This is a genomic window from Rhodococcus sp. NPDC058521 (genome assembly GCF_042719695.1).
Taxonomy (GTDB): Bacteria; Actinomycetota; Actinomycetes; order Mycobacteriales; family Mycobacteriaceae; genus Rhodococcus_F.
In genome coordinates this window covers 1-20025 of the sequence record NZ_JBHXNL010000004.1, presented here as the reverse complement: position 1 = coordinate 20025, position 20025 = coordinate 1, and the positions used below count along the sequence as shown (strand labels likewise).

Annotated in this window: 20 protein-coding genes, 1 tRNA gene and 1 rRNA gene; 2 read left to right on the top strand and 20 right to left on the bottom strand. The window is 64.5% G+C overall.

Annotation, left to right across the window (positions count from 1 at the left end):
* Position 1 precedes the first annotated feature (1 nt).
* Positions 2-460 carry a hypothetical protein gene (locus ACFWO3_RS08290; protein WP_378575972.1) on the bottom strand — a complete coding sequence of 153 codons (459 nt, stop codon included), beginning with the start codon at positions 458-460 and terminating at the stop codon, positions 2-4.
* 175 nt (positions 461-635) lie between these two features.
* On the opposite strand from ACFWO3_RS08290, the gene ACFWO3_RS08285 reads away from it, so the two are divergent.
* Both ACFWO3_RS08285 and ACFWO3_RS08280 read left to right on the top strand, forming a co-directional pair.
* On the top strand, positions 636-1346 hold the full coding sequence (locus ACFWO3_RS08285; protein WP_378575970.1) for a hypothetical protein: 711 nt from the start codon (positions 636-638) through the stop codon (positions 1344-1346).
* 47 nt (positions 1347-1393) lie between these two features.
* Positions 1394-2446: a fused (3R)-hydroxyacyl-ACP dehydratase subunits HadA/HadB gene (locus ACFWO3_RS08280; RefSeq protein ID WP_378575968.1), complete on the top strand. Its 1053-nt coding sequence runs from the start codon at positions 1394-1396 to the stop codon at positions 2444-2446.
* 67 nt (positions 2447-2513) lie between these two features.
* On the opposite strand, the gene ACFWO3_RS08275 is transcribed toward ACFWO3_RS08280, so the two are convergent.
* From ACFWO3_RS08275 to rrf, 19 genes are all read right to left on the bottom strand, one after another.
* Positions 2514-2587, bottom strand: a tRNA-Pro gene (locus tag ACFWO3_RS08275).
* A gap of 72 nt (positions 2588-2659) precedes the next feature.
* Complete coding sequence (gene der / locus ACFWO3_RS08270) at positions 2660-4084, bottom strand: ribosome biogenesis GTPase Der (protein WP_378575966.1); 1425 nt, start codon at positions 4082-4084, stop codon at positions 2660-2662.
* Positions 4081-4743, bottom strand: coding sequence for a (d)CMP kinase (cmk, locus tag ACFWO3_RS08265; RefSeq protein WP_378576637.1), 663 nt, complete (start codon positions 4741-4743; stop codon positions 4081-4083). The genes der and cmk overlap by 4 nt, the downstream gene beginning before the upstream one ends.
* A gap of 17 nt (positions 4744-4760) precedes the next feature.
* A complete protein-coding gene (locus ACFWO3_RS08260) occupies positions 4761-5771 on the bottom strand; it encodes a pseudouridine synthase (protein ID WP_378575964.1) in 1011 nt (336 codons plus the stop codon).
* 18 nt (positions 5772-5789) lie between these two features.
* Positions 5790-6500, bottom strand: a complete 711-nt coding sequence (gene scpB, locus ACFWO3_RS08255; RefSeq protein WP_378575962.1) for an SMC-Scp complex subunit ScpB — start codon at positions 6498-6500, stop codon at positions 5790-5792.
* Positions 6497-7255: a segregation and condensation protein A gene (locus ACFWO3_RS08250; RefSeq protein ID WP_378576635.1), complete on the bottom strand. Its 759-nt coding sequence runs from the start codon at positions 7253-7255 to the stop codon at positions 6497-6499. Before ACFWO3_RS08250 ends, scpB begins: the two co-directional genes overlap by 4 nt.
* Positions 7256-7389: 134 nt before the next feature.
* The gene (locus tag ACFWO3_RS08245) at positions 7390-8343 is read right to left on the bottom strand and encodes a ParA family protein (protein WP_378575960.1); all 954 of its coding nucleotides are present in this window, start codon (positions 8341-8343) and stop codon (positions 7390-7392) included.
* 116 nt (positions 8344-8459) lie between these two features.
* On the bottom strand, positions 8460-9377 hold the full coding sequence (gene xerD / locus ACFWO3_RS08240) for a site-specific tyrosine recombinase XerD (RefSeq protein ID WP_378575958.1): 918 nt from the start codon (positions 9375-9377) through the stop codon (positions 8460-8462).
* A 3-nt stretch (positions 9378-9380) separates the two neighbouring features.
* The gene (locus ACFWO3_RS08235; protein WP_378575956.1) at positions 9381-10013 is read right to left on the bottom strand and encodes an NUDIX domain-containing protein; all 633 of its coding nucleotides are present in this window, start codon (positions 10011-10013) and stop codon (positions 9381-9383) included.
* Positions 10014-10018: 5 nt separating this feature from the next.
* The gene (locus ACFWO3_RS08230) at positions 10019-11758 is read right to left on the bottom strand and encodes a CTP synthase (protein WP_378576633.1); all 1740 of its coding nucleotides are present in this window, start codon (positions 11756-11758) and stop codon (positions 10019-10021) included.
* 133 nt (positions 11759-11891) lie between these two features.
* Complete coding sequence (locus ACFWO3_RS08225; RefSeq protein ID WP_378575954.1) at positions 11892-12848, bottom strand: copper transporter; 957 nt, start codon at positions 12846-12848, stop codon at positions 11892-11894.
* Entirely contained in the window at positions 12845-14029 is a 1185-nt protein-coding gene (steA, locus tag ACFWO3_RS08220; protein WP_378575952.1) for a putative cytokinetic ring protein SteA, read from the bottom strand. Before steA ends, ACFWO3_RS08225 begins: the two co-directional genes overlap by 4 nt.
* Positions 14030-14115: 86 nt before the next feature.
* Entirely contained in the window at positions 14116-15885 is a 1770-nt protein-coding gene (gene recN / locus ACFWO3_RS08215) for a DNA repair protein RecN (protein ID WP_378575950.1), read from the bottom strand.
* Positions 15886-15887: 2 nt separating this feature from the next.
* The gene (locus ACFWO3_RS08210; protein WP_378575948.1) at positions 15888-16859 is read right to left on the bottom strand and encodes an NAD kinase; all 972 of its coding nucleotides are present in this window, start codon (positions 16857-16859) and stop codon (positions 15888-15890) included.
* Complete coding sequence (locus ACFWO3_RS08205) at positions 16856-17671, bottom strand: TlyA family RNA methyltransferase (RefSeq protein ID WP_378575946.1); 816 nt, start codon at positions 17669-17671, stop codon at positions 16856-16858. The genes ACFWO3_RS08210 and ACFWO3_RS08205 overlap by 4 nt, the downstream gene beginning before the upstream one ends.
* 1 nt (position 17672) lies before the next feature.
* On the bottom strand, positions 17673-17918 hold the full coding sequence (locus ACFWO3_RS08200; RefSeq protein ID WP_378575944.1) for a hypothetical protein: 246 nt from the start codon (positions 17916-17918) through the stop codon (positions 17673-17675).
* 66 nt (positions 17919-17984) lie between these two features.
* Positions 17985-18977, bottom strand: coding sequence for an HAD-IIA family hydrolase (locus ACFWO3_RS08195; protein ID WP_378575942.1), 993 nt, complete (start codon positions 18975-18977; stop codon positions 17985-17987).
* A complete protein-coding gene (locus ACFWO3_RS08190) occupies positions 18974-19861 on the bottom strand; it encodes a hypothetical protein (protein ID WP_378575940.1) in 888 nt (295 codons plus the stop codon). Before ACFWO3_RS08190 ends, ACFWO3_RS08195 begins: the two co-directional genes overlap by 4 nt.
* Positions 19862-19937: 76 nt before the next feature.
* Positions 19938-20025, bottom strand: a 5S ribosomal RNA gene (gene rrf, locus ACFWO3_RS08185); the annotation flags it as partial.

Genomic DNA, 20025 nt, shown 5'->3' with positions numbered 1-20025 from the left:
GTCAGGAACTTCGCCGAAGGGCGAGCACACCGACCAGCCCACAGACCCAGGCAAGGACGTAGCCGACCGAGAGTCCCATCGGTATCACGGTCTCCCCGTACTCCCGCATCACAAGTGGAGGCAGCACTGCCAACGCCGCGGTTCCGAAGGTGACCCACCCCCACAATCGTGCCGACTTCGCGCCTTTGGCCACGACCTTCGAGTTTGCCCACCAGCACACGAGAGCCAGGATGCCGACGAAGTAGAGGTATCCGTACAGCGGTCCCGGCTCGCCGGATTTACCGACCGGGTCGTACATCGCGTGTAGGTGCTCGTCCAGCCCGCCGAGTGCGATCTGGTCGACGAGGGCGTAGCCGAGGCCTACTGCGGTAGCGAGCGCGCCCAGTCCGTAGGCGAGGAGGGTTGTTCCGTTCTTCTTGGACGAGACGGAAACCGATCTCGTCTCGAGCTTGTTCACCATGAGTCCCACTCCTTTGGTACTTCGTGTACCAATTTGGTACATCAAGTACCGTAAGACCGTGACCGGCAGATTGGAACACCACGTACCAAGATCGTCCCGAAAATCAGGGGAAACCCCGAGACGGCGACCTCGACTCCCACTGAGCGAAACCCGGCAGCGTGTACTCGACAACGCCGTGAGCAAGATCCTGAGCACCGGTATGGGTAGCGGACTCGAACACGTTCGACTCGAGGACGCAGTCCGTGATGCGGACGTCTCCCGCACCGCGGCCTACCGTTGCTGGCCGAATCGGGACGACTTCCTCGTCGATGTGCTGGCCGAACTGGCGGGGCAAGCCCTTCCCGTCGAAGGCGATCGAGGACCACACGCCACCGCGGTCCTGCGGGCATCCCTGGACGACGATCCGAATGTTCTACGCACGGCCGAAGGTCGGCGGGCCGCACTCCGAAAGGCGGTCGCGGTGTCGGCCAGCGACGACCTGATCACCGATCGAAGCGAGAACCGACGCTGGCAGCTGTACCTCGCACTTGCCATGGCAGTGCCGAATCTGCCCGAGGGACCGCAGCGCGACCGGGTGTCAGCGGCGGTCACGGACGCGGAATCGCAGGTGCTGCAGCGCCTCGAACGCAACTACCGCAAGCTACTCGAGCTGTTCGGGTTCACTTCACGCGTCGTGTACCGCGAGCTGGCCGAGATCGGAATCGCGTTGATGCGGGGGTACGTCATCGGAAGCTACGCCGGCTCCGGCGCCGCTGCACCGGGCGAGGCGTATGCATTACTCGTAGACGGAGTCGCCACCGCTACCGACACCTCGATCTGGGACGCAGAACGCACCAGAAGACTGTTCGACGAGCTCGATGCCTACGACGCCTTTGCCGCCGAGTGACCGATGCAGTGTCGCAGCAGACGGGCGCGACACGTAGTTTGTCCGGTGTGACTGTACCTACACCTACCCCAGCAAGCTCCTCCGCCGACGCATCCCCGCTCGCGTCGCGTGTCGGCCACTACTACCGAATGAACGAAACGTTCGAGGTCGGTAGGGAGAAGGTGCGCGAGTACGCGCGTGCCGTGCAGGACTATCACCCCGCACACTGGGACCCGAAAGCAGCGGAGGCCTTGGGGTATTCGGGCCTCGTCGCTCCCCTGACGTTCACGTCGATTCCTGCGATGGCGGCAAACCGTCATCTCTTCGAGTCAGTGATCGTCGGTTACGACACCTATGTGCAGACAGAGCAGGTATTCGAGCAGCATCGCCCGATCGTGGTCGGTGACGAGCTGGTCACCGACGCCGAACTGTCGAGCGTCCGACGCATCGCCGGCAAAGACCTGATCACCGTGACCAATACGTTCACCGACGTCGCCGGCGAGACCGTGCACACGATGCACACGACCGTCGCCGGCGTGACCGCCGAGGAAGTCGATCCTGCGATCACCGAGTCGGTGCGCAAGGTGATGATGCACGACGTCAACATCCTCGGGCAGGGCGACTCCGACACGGACTACACGCGAGCAGAGCGCCCCGAAACCCAGATTCACATCGCCGCAGACACCCGAGGTGCGCCGGGCAGCCTTCCGTTCGAGGACCTGAAGGTAGGCGACGAGCTGTCCTTGCACCACGCCCGCATCTCTCGCGGGGACCTGGTGAACTACGCAGGTGTCTCGGGTGACGCAAACCCCATCCACTGGGACGAGAAGATCGCCAAGTTGGCGGGCCTTCCCGACGTGATCGCCCACGGCATGCTCACTATGGGCCTCGGTGCCGGATTCGTCTCCGCGTGGTCTCACGACCCAGGAGCAGCAACCCGTTTCGCGGTGCGACTCGCTTCTCCGGCGATCGTCTCCGCCGAGGAAGGAGGCGACATCGAGTACAGCGGCAAGATCAAGTCCCTGGACCCGGAAACCCGCACCGGCGTCGTTCTCGTCGTCGCAAAGTCGGCCGGCCGCAAGATCTTCGGTCTCGCCACGATGACGATCCGATTCCCCTGACAGCCGATGTACCTACTCCGGCATATGTAGAGGCCCTACCCGAGTTCGGGTAGGGCCTCTACATGTGTCGGGCTGACAGGATTTGAACCTGCGACCACTTGACCCCCAGTCAAGTGCGCTACCAAGCTGCGCCACAGCCCGTCCGCACCTCGTGTTCAGGTGCCCGATGAGATTACATCAGTGACAGTCTGGAATACTAATCGCCTGGTCAGGTCACTTTTTGCGGCGATCCCGCTTTTCGCGCACTCGCACGGACACCCGCACGGGGCTGCCGTCGAAGTTGAATTCCTCGCGCAGCCGACGCTCGAGGAATCGGCGATAATTCGCCTCGAGGAAACCACTGGTGAAGAGGACGAACGTCGGCGGCCGAGTGGCAGCCTGAGTGGCGAACATGATCCGCGGCAGGCGGCCACCACGCATCGGCGGTGGTGTCGCCGCCGTAACCTCCTTGAGCCAGGTGTTGAGGCGTCCGGTCGGGATTCGCTTGTCCCAGGAGTCGAGCGCCGTATCGAGAGCGGGCACCAATTTCTGAACCGCACGACCGGTGTGAGCCGAAATGTTCACCCGCTGTGCCCACGGCACCCGCGCGAGATCACGGTCCACCTCCTTGTCGAGCTGCAACCGGCGGTCCTCGTCCACGAGATCCCACTTGTTGAACGCGATCACAAGAGCGCGTCCGGCATCAGCCACCATGCTGAGTACACGCTGATCCTGCTCGGAAATCGGCAGTGAAGCATCGATCAGCAGGATCGCTACCTCCGCCGCCTCGATTGCGCCCTTCGTCCGCAACGACGCATAGAACTCGGCGCCACTCGAATGGGTGACCCGCTTACGCAGACCGGCGGTGTCGACGAATCGCCACACCTTGCCGCCGAGCTCGACCAGCGTGTCGACAGGGTCGACGGTCGTGCCCGCGACGTCGTGCACCACGGAACGTTCGTCACCCGAGAGTTTGTTCAGCAGACTCGACTTGCCCACGTTCGGCTTGCCCACGAGCGCAACACGACGCGGGCCTCCACCGGGAATTCCCTCGCGGGGGGTTTCCGGAAGCGCTGCCAGCACCTCGTCGAGCAGATCGCCCGTCCCGCGGCCGTGTGTGGCACTGACCGAGTGCGGTTGCCCCAGCCCCAACGACCACAACGCGGCAGCTTCCGACTCGGTGCGCTCGTCGTCGACCTTGTTCGCCACCAACAGCACAGGGGTCTTCGACCGGCGCAGGGTTCGTGCGACCGCTTCGTCGGTTGCCGTGGCCCCGACGACCGCGTCCACGACGAGCAGAATTGCGTCCGCGGAGTGCATCGCCTGCTCGGCCTGGCGTGCGACGGCCTGCTGCAGACCCTTCGCGTCCGGTTCCCAGCCGCCGGTGTCCTGCACCATGAAACGTCGTCCACTCCACGTCGCCTCGTAGGAGACACGGTCACGGGTGACGCCCGGGATGTCCTCGACCACGGCCTCGCGGCGACCGATGATGCGGTTCACCAGGGTCGACTTGCCGACGTTCGGTCGCCCGACGATGGCAAGCGTCGGTACGGCGACGGCATTGTCGTGCTCGCCCCCTTCGTCGAAGTCCACGAACTCCCAGTCCGCTTCCTCGCTCCAGGTTCCATCGCCTGCGAATTCGACAGATTCGTCGGTCACTGCACTGCTCCCGTTCTTTCGGATACCACCAGCAGCAACCTGCCGATCACGTCATCGATTCCGATATCGCTGGTGTCGACCAGCACAGAATCCTCTGCCGGACGCAACGGTGACACCGCACGCGTGGAGTCGAGGTGGTCGCGACGTTCGACATCAGCGAGGACGCCGGCGTAGTCGTCGCCTCGCCCCTCGGCGATGTTCTGGGCGTTTCGGCGCTGTGCACGTGCCTGTGCGGAGGCGGTGAGATAGATCTTGACGTCTGCATCCGGCAAGACGACGGTTCCGATGTCTCGGCCTTCCACGACGATGCGTTCGGCTTGTCCGGACAGTCGACGTTGAGCTTCGACGAGCAGTTCTCGCACTTCGGGCACCGCAGACACCGCGGATACCGCCTTGGTAACTGTTCCCCCGCGAATTTCCTCCCGGACGTCTTCACCGCCCAGGAGAATCTCTTCTCCGGACGGATCCGTTCCGACCGACCAGGGCAGGGCAGCAGTCGCTTCGGCGATGGCGACAGGATCATTCAGGTCGACGCCCTTGCGCAGCACGTGGAGCGTCGCGATCCGATACATGGCACCGGTGTCCAGGTAGCTGGCGTCCAACTTCTGGGCGAGTCGCCGCGACACGGAAGATTTCCCGGTGCCGGACGGGCCGTCCATGGCAATGATCAATGCGTTCACAGGTCCACCGCCCCGTACAGGCCGCCGACCTCACCGCGTCCGAGGACGCGGAGGGTGCCGGGACGCTGATCGCCCAGTGCAACCGGACCGACATCGGTCCGCACGAGTCGAATCACCGGGTGACCGACTGCGTCGAACAGACGTCGAACGATGTGCTTGCGACCCTCGTGAAGCGTGACCCGAACAAGCGACTTGCCCTCGTTGATGTCGAGCAGAGTGAACGTGTCCACTTTTGCGGGGCCGTCGTCGAGTTCGACGCCGTCGCGAAGCTTCTTGCCCACGCCGCGTTCGACGCCGCCCGCAACGGTAGCCATGTACGTCTTCGACACCTCGTAGGACGGATGCATCAGCCGGTGAGCAAGATCACCGTCGTTGGTGAGCAGAAGCAGCCCCTCGGTGTCCGCATCGAGGCGTCCGACATGGAACAGCCGTTGGCCCGCAGCGACCCGCTCGGAGACGATGTCGCCGACACAGGGCCGACCCAGATCATCGGACATCGTCGACTGCCAACCACGCGGCTTGTTGAGAGCCAGGTGCACCAGATCCTTCTGCACGACGACCCTGACGCCGTCGACGCGCACCACGGCGTTCTCCGGGTCGACGCGCAATCCCTGTTCGATCACGATGCGGCCATCTACTTCGACGCGACCCTGGGATATCAATTCTTCGGCCGCGCGCCGCGAAGCGACACCGGCCTGAGCCAGTACTTTCTGCAGCCGTACGCCATCGCCCTGTGGTGGGCCCGAACGGCGGTCGGGTGCGTGCTGATGCCGCGCCGGCTTTGCGTTGCTGATCTTCGGCGCGCGCGCTTCGGTGCGCTGAGGCTTGGCGGACTTGGGCTTGCCGCGCTTGTTCTTCGGTGCCTCCGACCTGGTGGAACGGTCGGCGGTACCTGCGCGTTCTCCGCGCTTACCGGCTTCGGGTCGGCCTGCTCGGCGACCCGTTTCTGCGCGGTCGGTTCTTTTCTTTCGGTCCGGTGTGCCATCTCGGCGAGCGGGTTTGTTCACTTTTTTCTTCGATCCCTGTCAGTCATTCGTGTCCGGCTCGTCCGGGTCGACCGTGTCGGTCGGCGCGGACGCCTTGTTCATCCTCGCAAATCGTGGATCGGTTTCCAGGCTTTCGCTGAGGTCGTCGATCAGATCGACGTCCGGAAGCAACGGAGCAAGAGGCGGCAGATCCGAAAGCGATGCCAGCCCGAGCCGTTCCAGGAACAACTCCGTGGTGGCGTACTGCGTTGCGTTGGTGTCGGGGTCGTTGCCTGCTTCGGCAATCAGCCCCCGCGCCAGCAACGTGCGCACGACACCGTCCACGTTGACGCCTCGCACGGCACTTATCCGTGCGCGGGTCAACGGTTGACGGTATGCGACCACGGCCAATGTTTCCAATGCGGCTCTCGTCAGCTTCGACCGTGCACCGTCGAGCAGAAGCTTCTCGACGTAGGGAGCGTGCGCACTCCGGGTGTAGAAACGCCAGCCGTCACCCGCATAACGAAGGTCGATTCCGCTCCCCCGCGACGTGTACGACTCCGCCATCCGGGCGAGCACTTCGTCCACGCGTGATCGACTCGTTCCCGTCACGGAGGCGAGTTGATCCGCCTCCGCCGGAGAGTCGACGACCAACAGCAGTGATTCGAGTACGGACTCGAGTTCGGAGTCGGTGAGTTCTTCCTCGACTTCTGCCGCCTCGTCTGCGGCGACGTCCGAAAGTACGTCGGGACGGTCTTCCGCCGAAGTCATCCGTAGTCCTCCTCCATCACGGACACGTCGGAGCCGCCCCCTGTCCAACTGACAAGCAGATCACCCAACGGTTCGGGCTGTTCGAACTGCACCGTCTGCTCTCGATACAGTTCGAGCAACGCCAGGAATCTTGCCACGATGTGCACGGTCGACCCGCACTCGGACACCAGTTCCGAGAACGGCGTCCACTCCCCGGCGCCCTGAGCCTTCAGTATGTCCAGAACCATCAGAGCCTGCTCGGGTACCGATACCTTCGGTACGTGGAGGTGATCGAGTCCCACCGACGGCACCGGTCTCGGCGTGAACACGGTCGCTGCGATCTCGGCGAAACGCTGTGCGTTCACCCCGAGCAACACTTCGGGCAGCAGGTCGTTGAACTGCTCTTCCACAGCCACCGAACGCGGGTAACGTCGCAGTGCGGCAGCCTCGAGCTCGCCGAACATCTGGGCGACCTGCTTGTAGGCCCGATACTGCAGAAGACGCGCGAAAAGCAGGTCACGTGCTTCGAGCAGCGCCAGATCCTCGGCATCCTCCACCTGCCCCGCAGGAAGTAACCGTGCCGCTTTCAGGTCGAGGAGGGTCGCCGCAACCACAAGGAACTCGGTCGTCTGCTCGAGGCCCATCTCGGCTCCGAGTGTTCGCGTGTAAGCGATGAACTCGTCGGTCACCTCGTGAAGCGCAACCTCGGTGACGTCGAGTTGGTGTTGATTGATCAGTGACAGAAGCAGGTCGAAAGGACCTTCGAAGTTCCGCAGCGAAACCCGGAATCCGGAACCACCCTCACCGGACTCCGTTTCCTGAGACTGTTCCGGTTCGACCGACGCACCCGTGTCGTGCTCGTCCGTGTCGAGCTCCCCGGGAGCTTCCAGAGTGTCCTGTACGTCCACCACTACCGGCCGGATCGGTGGATGACCTCGCGCGCCAGCGCGCGATACGCCTCGGCGCCAGTCGACTTGGGCGCCCAAGTGGTGATCGGTTCCCCGGCCACACTCGTCTCCGGGAATCGAACCGTGCGGTTGATCACCGTGTCGTAGACCGTGTCGCCGAATACCTCGACCACCCGAGACATCACCTCACGGGCGTGCAGAGTTCGAGAGTCGAACATGGTGACCACTATCCCGGCCAGCTCCAGGCGAGGGTTGAGCCTGTCGTGCACCTTCTCGACGGTGTCGTTGAGGAGAGCGAGACCACGGAGGCTGAAGAACTCGCATTCCATCGGGATGAGCACCGAGTCCGCGCAGGCCAGCGCGTTGACAGTCAACAGTCCCAGCGAGGGCTGGCAGTCGATCAGGACGTAGTCGTAGCGGTCGAGCACAGGGTGCAGGACCCGACCGAGCGTCTGCTCGCGGCCCACTTCCGTGACCAATTGAATCTCGGCCGCGGACAGGTCGATGTTGCTGGGCAGGAGGTCGAGGCCTTCGACCCTGGTCCGCATCAGGACGTCGTCGATCGACACCCGGGGCTCGACCAGAAGATTGTGGACGGTCAGTTCCAGATCGTGGTGCGCGACACCCAGGCCCGCGGACAAAGCGCCCTGGGGATCGAGGTCGACGAGCAGGACCCTACGGCCGTAATCGGCCAATGACGCACCCAGGTTGATCGTGGACGTCGTCTTGCCGACGCCACCCTTCTGGTTGCACATCGCGATGACCTTGGCCGGCCCGTGTGAGGACAACGGGGTGGGCTCGGGGACCTCGCGGGGTGGACGCCCTGTCGGTCCCAGCTCGGACTTGTCCTCCGAGGCGGCGAACAGATGGGGTGCTGCCGTACCTGCGTCGACCATTTCACCCTCCGGTTCCACCTGCGATTGCGCTGACTCCGCCGCTGGCGGCTGCGGTGTCATCACGGTCCGATACTCCCCTGGTTCTCTCGTCTCGATCACGAAGCGTTATCCGAAACGCTACCGCTTCGTGTCCGCAAATCCAGATCGGACACGCAATTGCGCGCCCCCGGGCCAAGTCACCTGGCCCGCGGGTGAGCGCCTGCCCACACCTCTCGCAGGGTCCCCACGGTGACGAGTGTGTAGATCTGGGTGGTGGTGACGGACGCGTGGCCGAGCAGTTCCTGCACCACGCGCACGTCCGCGCCCCCGTCCAGGAGGTGAGTGGCGAACGAGTGCCGCAGCGTGTGCGGGGACACTCCACTGCTGATACCCGCGGACTCGGCAGCCGTCTGCAGTACCTGCCACGCGCTCTGTCGTGACAACCGGCCGCCCCGAACGTTCAGGAACAGCGCCGGGGTGCCACGTGAAGCGAGGGCCGGCCGACCCCGAACGAGGTAGGCGTCGACCGCCTCGAGTGCCGGCCGACCGACAGGAACGATGCGCTGCTTGCCTCCCTTGCCGTGCAACACCACCGCTCGTGCCTCGGTTTCGATGTCGTCGATATCGAGGCCCACCGCCTCGGAAATTCGTGCACCCGTCGAATACAACAGTTCCAACAGGGCACGGTCGCGCAGTTGTCGCGGCCCGTCGGCACCACCTCCCGCGGCCTCCAGGAGCGCGAGCACGTCGTCGAGAGGAAGGGATTTCGGTAGTCGCTTCGACGGCGCAGGTGGGTGGACCTCGCGTGCCACGTCCACGGCGACGCCGCCCTCCGCAACCGTGAATCGGTGAAGACCCCGAACTGCGATCAGAGCACGGGCAGCCGAACTCGGGGCCAACGGAGTCTTCCCGGTTTCCTTGTCGCCCTTGCGAAGTGCGACCACGAAATCCGCGACGTCCTGTTCACGCACCCGGACCAGGTCGTCGATGCCCCGATCCTCGAGAAAGTCGACGTACCTACCGAGATCACGTCGGTAGGAGCTGAGTGTGTTACGAGCAGCGCCGCGTTCGACCGCCATGTGGTTCAGGAACGTGTCGACCTGCTGCTCGATCACCGGTCACCGACCCGCTTTGCGAGTGCCGAATCGGCTCGGCCTGCCCTCCCACGGCGCGTCGGCGGGCCGCAGCGAGGCCACGGACGATCGCGCGCCGGCAAGCGCCATGATGCCCGCAACGGCGGTTGCGTTCGCGATCTCACCGCGTAGTGCCATCGACACCGCGTCAGCGACGGGAATCCGGTCGATGTCGAGGTCGGCTTCCTCGTGTTCGGGGTCCGCCCGATCCACGTCGTGAAGCTCTTCGGCCAGGAAGATTCGGACAGCCTCGTCGGTGAAACCCGGCGAGAGCATCACGTCGACGAGCACGGACCACCTATCGGCGCCGAGTCCGGTTTCCTCGGCAAGCTCACGGGCCGCGGCGACATGCGGCGCCTCGTCCGGAACATCGAGCAGACCTGCGGGAATCTCCCACAGCCGACGACCGACAGGATGCCGGTACTGATGAATCAGGACGAGTCGGTCTTCGGTGTCCACCGCAACGACCGCCACCGCCCCGTGATGCTCGACCACTTCACGCTCGGCGGTCTCGCCGCCTGGCATCGAGACCCGGTCGACCCGAAGCGCCACGATCGCGCCGTCGTAGACGGTGCGCGAATCGAGAGTCTCGAAAACGTGCCGCCCCGGATCGGTCATCGGTCTCAGCCTGCGTTCTGGACAGCGGCCTCGGACATCTCCTCCGGGGAGTCCGCACCGTGCACGTCCACCGGCAGACGTTCTTCCAACTTGTAGTCCAACGCCGCATCGACGAATGCTGCGAACAGCGGGTGCGGTCGCGTCGGGCGACTCTTCAATTCCGGGTGCGCCTGCGTCGCCACGAAGAACGGATGCTGATCCGCCGGATACTCCACGAACTCGACGAGATGGCCGTCCGGTGACGTACCACTGAATTGCAGGCCGCTCTTCGCGATGCGGTCACGGTAGGAGTTGTTCACCTCGTAACGGTGACGATGTCGCTCCGACACCTCCTCGGACCCGTAGGCGCGCGCGACCACGGAGCCCTTCTGCAGGACAGCCGGGTACGCACCCAGTCGCATGGTGCCGCCGAGATCGGCTTCACCCGCGACGACGTCCTCCTGATCGGCCATCGTGGAAATGACCGGCTGCGTGGTCTCCGGTTCGAACTCGGCCGAGTTCGCGTCGTCGAGGCCCACGCTGCGGGCCGCCTCGATCACGACGCACTGCAGCCCGAGGCACAGTCCCAACAGCGGTAGCTTGCGGTGGCGTGCGTACCGGATCGCACCGAGCTTGCCTTCGATACCCCGGATTCCGAAACCACCGGGGATCAGCACACCGTCGACGTTTCCCAGCGCAGCCTGGGCACCCGCTTCGGTCTCACATTCGTCCGACGGCACCCACACGATCTCGACCTTGGAGCGGTTGGCGAATCCGCCGGCCCGCAGAGCCTCGGTGACCGAAAGGTATGCATCCGGAAGGTCCACGTACTTGCCGACCAACGCCACCCGAACGATCTCCCGCGGCTGGTGGACACGCTCGAGGAGGTTTCCCCACACCGTCCAGTCCACGTCACGGAACGGCAGACCGAGCTGACGCACCACGTATGCGTCCAGACCCTCTCGGTGCAGAACCTTGGGAATGTCGTAGATGGAGGGTGCGTCGGGAGTGGAGATGCAGGCGTCGACGTCCACGTCGCACATCAGCGCGATCTTGGCCTTGAGCGACTGCGGCACGTCACGATCACAACGAAGGATGAGCGCGTCGGGTTGGATACCGATGTTGCGCAGAGCAGCAACCGAGTGCTGCGTGGGCTTCGTCTTGAGTTCGCCGGACGGTCCCAGGTACGGCACGAGCGAAACGTGCAGGAAGAAGACGTTGTCTCGGCCGACATCGTGTCGAACCTGACGGGCCGCCTCGAGGAACGGCTGCGATTCGATGTCACCGACGGTCCCGCCGATCTCGGTGATGACCACGTCGGGACGATGGCCTTGCAGGTCTGGTCCGCTCATCGCGAGGATTCGGCTCTTGATCTCGTCGGTGATGTGTGGGATCACCTGAACGGTGTCACCGAGGTATTCACCGCGACGCTCCTTGGCGATCACGGTCGAATACACCTGCCCGGTGGTCACATTGGCCTGCCCCGACAGATCGCGATCGAGAAAGCGCTCGTAGTGGCCGACGTCGAGATCCGTCTCGGCGCCGTCCTCGGTGACGAACACTTCACCGTGCTGGAAGGGGTTCATCGTGCCCGGATCGACGTTCAGGTACGGATCCAGCTTCTGCATGGTGACGCGCATTCCGCGCGCTGTGAGCAGTTGACCGAGACTCGAAGCGGTGAGTCCCTTGCCGAGCGAGGAGGCGACACCCCCGCTGACGAAAATATGCTTGGTAGCGGTACGCGTGTGAATGCGTGACTGTGGCAAAGGGGCTCCCGTGACGACTGTGCAGGACTTGGTCTGTTCGCGCAATGCTGGGGCCTGCCGACCCACGGGACTTCACGGTAACACCTCGCGAGGGCAAGCGTGAACAACGCGCCGATCGGATCGGAATAGCGCGTCAGCCGGGTTGCGCCCCGACGGTCACTCCGGTGGTCCCCGGAGCAGTCCCGTAACGTCCGGACGCGCCCGCCAACTGCTCCTGCAGGGCAAGCGGCACGGTGATCCTGCCCGACTCACGATCCACGTTGTCGATGGTCGTGACTGCCTGCGAAAGGGCTGCGTCCGCACGTGCAACAGCTACTGCACCGTTGCCCTGCGCGGAACCGGGCCGTCCAGCCAACACGGCGCCTCCGCCGCGGCCGTCCAGAGCACCTGCGAAACGAGCGATCACTGCACCCCTGTTGCCATTGGGGCCGCTCTCGTCCTCCTCGGCACCGCTGCCGGTGAGTACGAGGACCGATTGCGCGGGAGCGAGCGCACCGTCCTGATATTCGACGAATCCCGCGCTCCGCAGTGTCTCCAGGGCGAGGCCCATCTCCTCCGGAGTGCTCTGCGGCTCCCCCGTGTCGCGGTTCAGCATGAGCACGGATCCCAGCAGATCACCCGCCAGACTGCCTTGGTCGACAGCTCCCGTGCGCAACGTCGTCCCCGCCGGAACGACGTTGTTCACGATGGTGCGCAAACGGTCGCCACCGGTGGCATCGACGAACGAATCCGTCAACGACAGCCTTCCGGTCACCGCTGCTCCGGACTCCCCCAGCAACCGGTTGACACCGTCGAGGTCCGACGGATCGGCGTCCGGCGTGGTCACGACGAGAACCGAACGCTGCGCGAGCGAATCGCGAACAACGCGCGACGAGACTGCCGCATCGAACCCGTCGGCGGCGTTCAATTGCTCCGCGAGCTGATTGTTCTTCTCGTTACCCTCGGCGATTTCGTTCTGCAGATCCGACTTGTCGTCACGCAGCCCGGAGACGAGGCCGCTCGAAAGCAGCCCGGATCCCAGCACGACGCCGATCGCCAACGCAAGGAAGATCGCCGCTATGGATATTGCATGTTGGCGCAGTGAAATCACTTGATCAGTCCCTGAACCCACGCGACGAAGCTGTTCCAGGTGGCAACCATCCAGTCCCACACCTCGCCACCGATGTTCGACACCACCAGAGCCACGATCACCGCGACGAGAGCCGCCAGAACGAGCAGGGCAATGGCGCCGCCCGACACCCGGCTGCGGTACAACGTCGAAACAGCCTTCGCGTCGACGAGTTTCGGCCCCACCTTCAACCGAGTCATGAATGCGGACGGGTTGCTCTCTCTGCGACCGCGATCGAAGAACTCGTCGAGTGAAACCGTGCTGCCCACGGTCACGATGAGCGAAGCTCCGTGGTGGTCCGCGAGAAGCAGCGCAAGATCACAGGGCGACCCGCTCGCGGGAAACGTCATCGCACCGATGCCCAGGTCCTGGATCCGTTCGAGTCCGGAAGCGTGCCCGTCGGGGTCCGCCGGCAATACCACCTCGGCACCGGATTTCAGGGTGGCGCTGGTGATGTCCTCCGGGTCGCCCACGATGAGATCGGGACGATACCCGGCGGAACTGATCGCATCGGCACCTACACCGACACCGATCAGCACAGGCGAGTACTCCTTGATGAACGGCTTCAGATTCTTGAGATCCGCTCGGTGGTCCGGCCCATCGGTCACGACCACCACGTGGCGTTCCTTGAGGTCCAGATCGATGTCGGGCACGCCCACGCCGTCGATCAGAAGCGGGCTCTCGGTACGAATGAACTCGATCGTGTTGCCGGAGAAGGCCTCGAGGTGGTCGACCAGACCGGTCTTAGCCTCGATCATCCGGTCGGAGATCTCGGCCTCGGTCTGTTCCTCACCCTTGGCCATGCGTCGTTCGCCGCTGTAGATGCCGCCCCCGTCGAGACGAATCTTGCTGCCGTCCTTGATCTTCTTGAACACGTCCGCGCCGGCGGAGTCGATCAGCGTGATCCCGTTCGCCACGATGACTTCCGGCCCCAGATTCGGATAGCGCCCCGAAATGGACTGGGAGGCATTGACTACAGCCAGCACTCCCGCCTTCACCAGCGCATCCGCGGTGCCGCGATCGATGTCCGGTTCGTCGAGCACGACGATGTCGCCGTGTCCGACCCGTCGCAGCAATTTGGCCGTGTTGCGGTCCACCCTGGCGATGCCACTGATCCCAGGCAAGGTTTCGGTGTTACGTGACAGCAGAGCCGGCATCTTCATGGCAACGATGATGAACCCGAAAGGCCCCCGACCTGTGGAGGCGCGCCGAACCGCGCCCCGGTAGGACCATGATCACCGTTCGAATCTCACGCAGACCGCTCACTGCTCGCGGTGGCGAGGAGTTCCTCCGCGTGTGCACGGCCGGTCTCCGTGTCGTCCAAACCGGCAAGCATTCGTGCCAACTCGACCACCCGTTCGTCGTCGGACAACGTCCGGACGCCGCTGCTGACCACACCACCGTCGTCGTCGGTCTTGTCGACCACCAGATGTGTGTCGGCGAACGCCGCCACCTGAGGCAAGTGGGTCACCACGATCACCTGATGAGTCCTGGCAAGGCGGGCGAGCCTACGGCCGATCTCCACCGCGGCACGGCCACCGACGCCGGCGTCCACCTCGTCGAACACCATCGTCGCCCCGGTGTCGGATCCCGCGAGCACGACCTCGAGCGCGAGCATCACACGCGACAACTCACCACCGGACGCGCTCTTACCCAACGGCAACGACTGAGCACCGCTGTGGGCGGCCAATCTGAATTCGATCTCGTCGACACCGGATGTTCCGGCATGAAGCTCTGTGCCGTCGATCGTCAGCGGAGCACTGTCCTGAGCGGCAGCAGGGCGTGGACGTACCGATACTTCGAGTTCTGCCTTGCCCATCGCCAGCCCGGCCAGTTCGCTGCTGACCGCCTTGGCCAGTTTGGTCGCAGCCTTGACCCTCGCGCCGGTGAGCTTCGTGGCAGCTTCTGCAGTTGCCTCGGCAGCCTGGTCGACCTGTTGTGTCAACGCGGACAGCGCATCGGAGGAGACGTCGATTCTGGCGAGTCGCTCACGTGCCGACTTCGCCCACGCCAGAACGCCGTCGACATCGGCCGCGTACTTGCGGGTCAGGGTCTTGAGCTCGGCCTGACGCGACAGCAACGAGTCGAGCGCACCCGGGTCTGCGGGTAGCCCCCCGAGATACGTTGCAATATCGCCGGACACATCCGTGACGACAGCAATGGCTTCCGCGAGCCGTGCACCGATTCCCTCGAGTTCGGGATCCGATGCACTTTCGATACGCGCCCGCGCCTCGGACATCAGGTCGAGTGCTGCAGAGGCACCGCCGCCGTCCATGTCGTCGACTCCGGTCAACGCTGCGTGGGCCTCGTCGGCGGCAGAGCGCAGGGAGTCGAGGTCACTGAGCCGCTTCACGTCGGCGACGATCGATTCGTCCTCACCGGGTTCCGGTGCCACACCGTCGATCTCGTTCAGGGCGAACGTCAACTGATCGGCTTCCTGTGCGAGCTCACGCGTTCGCCCCGTCCGCTCGATCAACTCGGAACGCGCAGTCAACCATTCGCTCCGGTGCTTGGCGTACCGCGACGACAATGGACCGATCGTCTTGTCTGCGAACCGGTCGAGGGCCCCGAGCTGCTGATCCGGGCGCAACAGGCGCAGCTGATCGTTCTGTCCGTGCACCGTCAGAAGGGGGCCGGTGAAGGCGGACAACGTCCCCGCGGGCACGCTTCGGCCGCCGAGATGGGCCCGCGATCGCCCGTCGCCTCCCACCGTGCGAAGGGCGATGATGCTTCCGTCCTCGTCGCGTTCGGCACCCGACGACTCGAGCAGTTCGGTGATCTCGTTGTCCACGGACTCCGATACCTCGTCCGCCAAGAAACGGCCCTCGACCACGGCCCGTTGTGCACCTACTCGCACCCTCCCGGCGTCGGCACGGGCGCCGCTCAGCAGATGAAGACTCGTCACGACCATGGTCTTGCCTGCGCCGGTCTCGCCCGTCAGAACCGTCAGTCCCTCGTGGAACTGCGCTGACGCCTCCGAGATCACGCCGAGATTGTCGATGCGAATTTCTGCCAGCACGTCTAGGGCTTCCTTCCTCGCCAGCCGGTGACGGGCAACTCGAATTTGCGCACCATACGGTCCGCGAACGGTGCCGAATCCAGCCGAATCCAGCGCACCGGGTCGGTTCCGCGAACGATCTCGACTCTTGCGCCCGCGGGCAGTTCCAGGGTTCGGCGACCGTCACAGAACACCAGTCCGTCGTGGCTCCCCGCGACGGTCTCGATCGCGATGATCGATTCGGGACTCGTCACCAACGGACGGGCGAACAGCGCGTGCGCGTTGCTGGGCACCACCAGAAGTGCTTCCAACTCCGGCCACACCACCGGTCCGCCGGCAGAGAAGGCGTACGCGGTCGAACCGGTCGGAGTGGAGACAAGAACGCCGTCACAGCCGAACGCGGACACGGGACGTCCGTCGACTTCGAGAACGACCTCCAACACACCGAGCCGTGAGCGATTCTCGATACTCGCCTCGTTGAGAGCCCAGCCACGGGCGATGACTTCGTCGTCGACTCGAATCGCAACATCGAGAGTCATGCGTCGTTCGACGCGGTACTCCCGCCGAACGACCTGTCCCAGTGCTGCATCCAGGTGCTCGGCCTCGGTCTCCGCGAGGAATCCGATACGTCCGAGGTTGATACCCAAGACTGGTACCGACGCGTCGTGCGCAAGTTCCGCGGCACGCAGAAAGGTCCCGTCACCTCCGAGGACCAGAACCATCTCGCAGCCCCGGGCTGCGTCGGGCCCCGCATGCACGACCGTCACATCCAGATCGGGTGCCAGGAATCCGTCGGGTGCCCTGGTGGTCATCGGTTCGATCCGAGTGCTGTCGACCTCGTCGACGAGAACACGGAGCCCGATTCCGGCGCTTTCGAAGATCTTTCCGACACGGCGTGCGGTCTCGGTGATCTCGGAACGGCCCGGGTGTGCAACGAGAAGAACCTCACGCTTGTCGACTGCGTCCGACGCGTTCGCGTTCGTGTTCGTAGTCACTGTGGCCCCTCCTGCACCGCTGACCTGATCAGCGCTTCCACGTCCACTTCCCCTGCTTCGGGTTCGGACTTCAACCACAGAAAGTACTCCACGTTTCCGGACGGTCCGGGCAGCGGACTTGCCACGACACCGGCGGTGCGGAGCCCCAGCTTTGCTGCAGCCCTCGAGACCTCCGACACGGCTTCGACTCTGAGTTCCGGATCACGGACGACTCCCCCGGCGCCGACCCGGTCCTTACCCACCTGAAACTGCGGCTTCACCATCGGTACGACGTCTCCCCCGGCCCCCAGACAGGCCACGAATGCCGGCAGAACCAGTTCGAGAGAGATGAACGACAGATCCGCGACGACGAGGTCCACCATGCCCCCGATGGTTTCCGTGTCGATCGAGCGAACGTTCGTCCGATCCACCACGCGCACACGCTCGTCCGATTGCAGGCGCCACACCAACTGTCCGTATCCGACGTCCACCGCGACAACTTCCCGAGCCCCGTTGTGCAGTAGAACGTCGGTGAATCCACCCGTCGATGCACCGGCATCGAGACAGCGTTTCCCCGACACGGTCAGTCCGTGCGGGGTGAAGGCCTCAAGGGCGCCGATAAGCTTGTGCGCACCACGGGATGCCCACGAAATCTCCGAGTCGACTTCGACGACACGGAGCGGAGTGCCCGCTTCGATTGCAGTCGCCGGCTTCGTCGCCGTATTTCCGGAGATGAGAACTCGGCCTTCCGCGATCAGCTCACGAGCGTGATCGCGAGAGCGTGCCAAACCGCGTCGAACGAGTTCGGCATCGACCCGTGCGCGACGGGCCACCTCAGACCTTGTCCACGGTGGACAACGCTTCGACGAGCACCTCGTGTGCCTGCTCGAGGAGATGAGCTTTGCGAGGAATGACGCTCGATCCGTGCTGGTCCTCGGGTTCGGCGATCACGTCGCCGAGTTTCGACAACAGTCCGTCCACCTGGGCATGAATAGCTTCCGGGTCGACAGAAGCTGCACTGTCGGAACGAGTCGTCTGCCCAGGTAGATGGGCCCCCGGGCGCGGTATCGGCGTGGTCATCGGGCACAACGCTAGTCGATCAGGGTCGGATACGCATGTACCGAATCGCCCCTGGATTCGTCCGCGTCAGAGACCCCACCGTTCCAGCAGAACACGTACGGGCGGGTCGGCCGGGACGATTCCACCGAACTCGGGGTACTTCCACGCAACGTGGGCAAGGGCGCGGACCAGGTCGACGTCGCGTTCATCCGCAGCGTCACCAGCAGACTCCACAACGAGATCGGACCCGTCGAACGTCACGTTCCAGGCCTCTGCACCGGCTACGCGCACATCGTCGACATCTTCGTCCAGGACTGCCAGCTCTCGACCGATGAACGTCGGCCGCTGGGATGCGGGCGCGCGAAGGACCTCCGCCACAGTACTCACGCCACTGAGTACGAGAAGCGAGTCGATTCCAACAGCATTGGCCCCCTCGATATCGGTATCGAGACGGTCGCCGACTACCAGAGGCCGTTGCGCACCGCTGCGGGTGAGAGCGTCCTGCATGATCGGCTCGGCCGGTTTTCCTGCGACGAGGGGTTCACGACCTGAGGCGGTGGCGACCGCGGCGACCATCGAACCGTTGCCGAGAGTCAAACCGCGCTCCGTGGGCAGCGTGGTGTCGACATTCGTCGCCACCCATCGAGCGCCACCGCGAATCGCAAGCGTCGCTTCTGCCAGCATCTCCCAACCGGTCGCGACGGAGTGCCCTTGTACGACTGCGACCGGGTCGTCTTCGAAACGACGGACCGGACGTAGGCCGACATGGGCGATCTCGTCACACAGGGCGTCTGTACCGACGACGAGAACTGCAGATCCTCGATCCACCGTCTCGCTCAGGAGTCGGGCTGCGGACTGTGAACTCGTCACCACACGTGACGGGTCCGAGTCGAATCCCAGCTCGGTGAGGTGGGTCGATACCGATTCAGGCGATCGGCTCGCATTGTTGGTTACGTAGTAGAGACGCTGATCACCACGGGCGAGGGCTTCGACGGCGCCGGGTATCGCCTGCGCACCCTGGTACAGGGTGCCGTCGAGATCGAGAAGCAGTGCGTCGTAACCCGACCGGAGCGACGTCACTCGTCGCCTCCGGTCAGTTCCGTCACACGCTCCTCCGCGTCGGTGTCACCTTCGAGGTCTGCGGCCGCAGAGTTCAAGAACCATTTCAGGCCATCTTCGACACGACCCGCGGCAACCAGAGCGTCCGCGTACGCGTAGAACAGCCGCGCCGCGGCCGGTCCCGTCCGCGAAGCATCCAGGTCGGGCGTCTGAAGACTGACGACTGCTTGGTCGAACTGCCCGAGGTCCAACCGAGCGCCGGCCACCACGATCCGCAGTTCGGCTGCTTCGTCGCCGCTGAGCGCACGGGCCTCGTCGCTGCGGCCGAGCTCGATGGCACGCTCCGGACGTCCGAGCCCACGTTCACAATCGGCCATCACTGCAAGGAGGCCGGGCCCACCCGCCATTCGGCGAGCCGCACGAAGCTCGGACAACGCCTCGGCCCACTCTCCTGCGTGGTAAGCGGTAATTCCCGCGGTCTCACGCACCACGGCAATACGTCCCGCTCGCTGCCGAGCCGCACGCGCATGCAGAAGTGCTGTGGTCGGATCATCGTCGACGAGCCGGCCGGCCATCACCAGGTGCCGAGCGACCGCGGCAGCGTTGTTCTTGTCGAGACTGAGGAGGTCGCGGCGAACGGCCGAATCCAGCGCACCGGGTTCTACGTCGTCCGGCAGGTCGGGTTCGTCCGGACGTGCCGGGCGGCTGTCCCTACGTCCCGGAGCGAATCCGACTTCGCCGCCGCGCCGATTGCTGTCTCGCCTCGGGCCACCTCGACGATCGTCGCGGCCGCCACCCCGGCGGTTGTCACCACCCGTCCGCGAATCACCACCGGATCGGCGTGGTCGATCAGTTCCGAATGGCCGACGATCGCGGTCGGCACCCGACCTGTCGTTGTCAGGCACGAACGTTCCTCTCACAAACACGTAAACAAAACACGAAAGGGGACCCAGTATATTGGGTCCCCTTTCGGTAACGGATGTTCGGCGGTGTCCTACTCTCCCACACCCTGTCGGGTGCAGTACCATCGGCGCAGGCAGGCTTAGCTTCCGGGTTCGGAATGGGACCG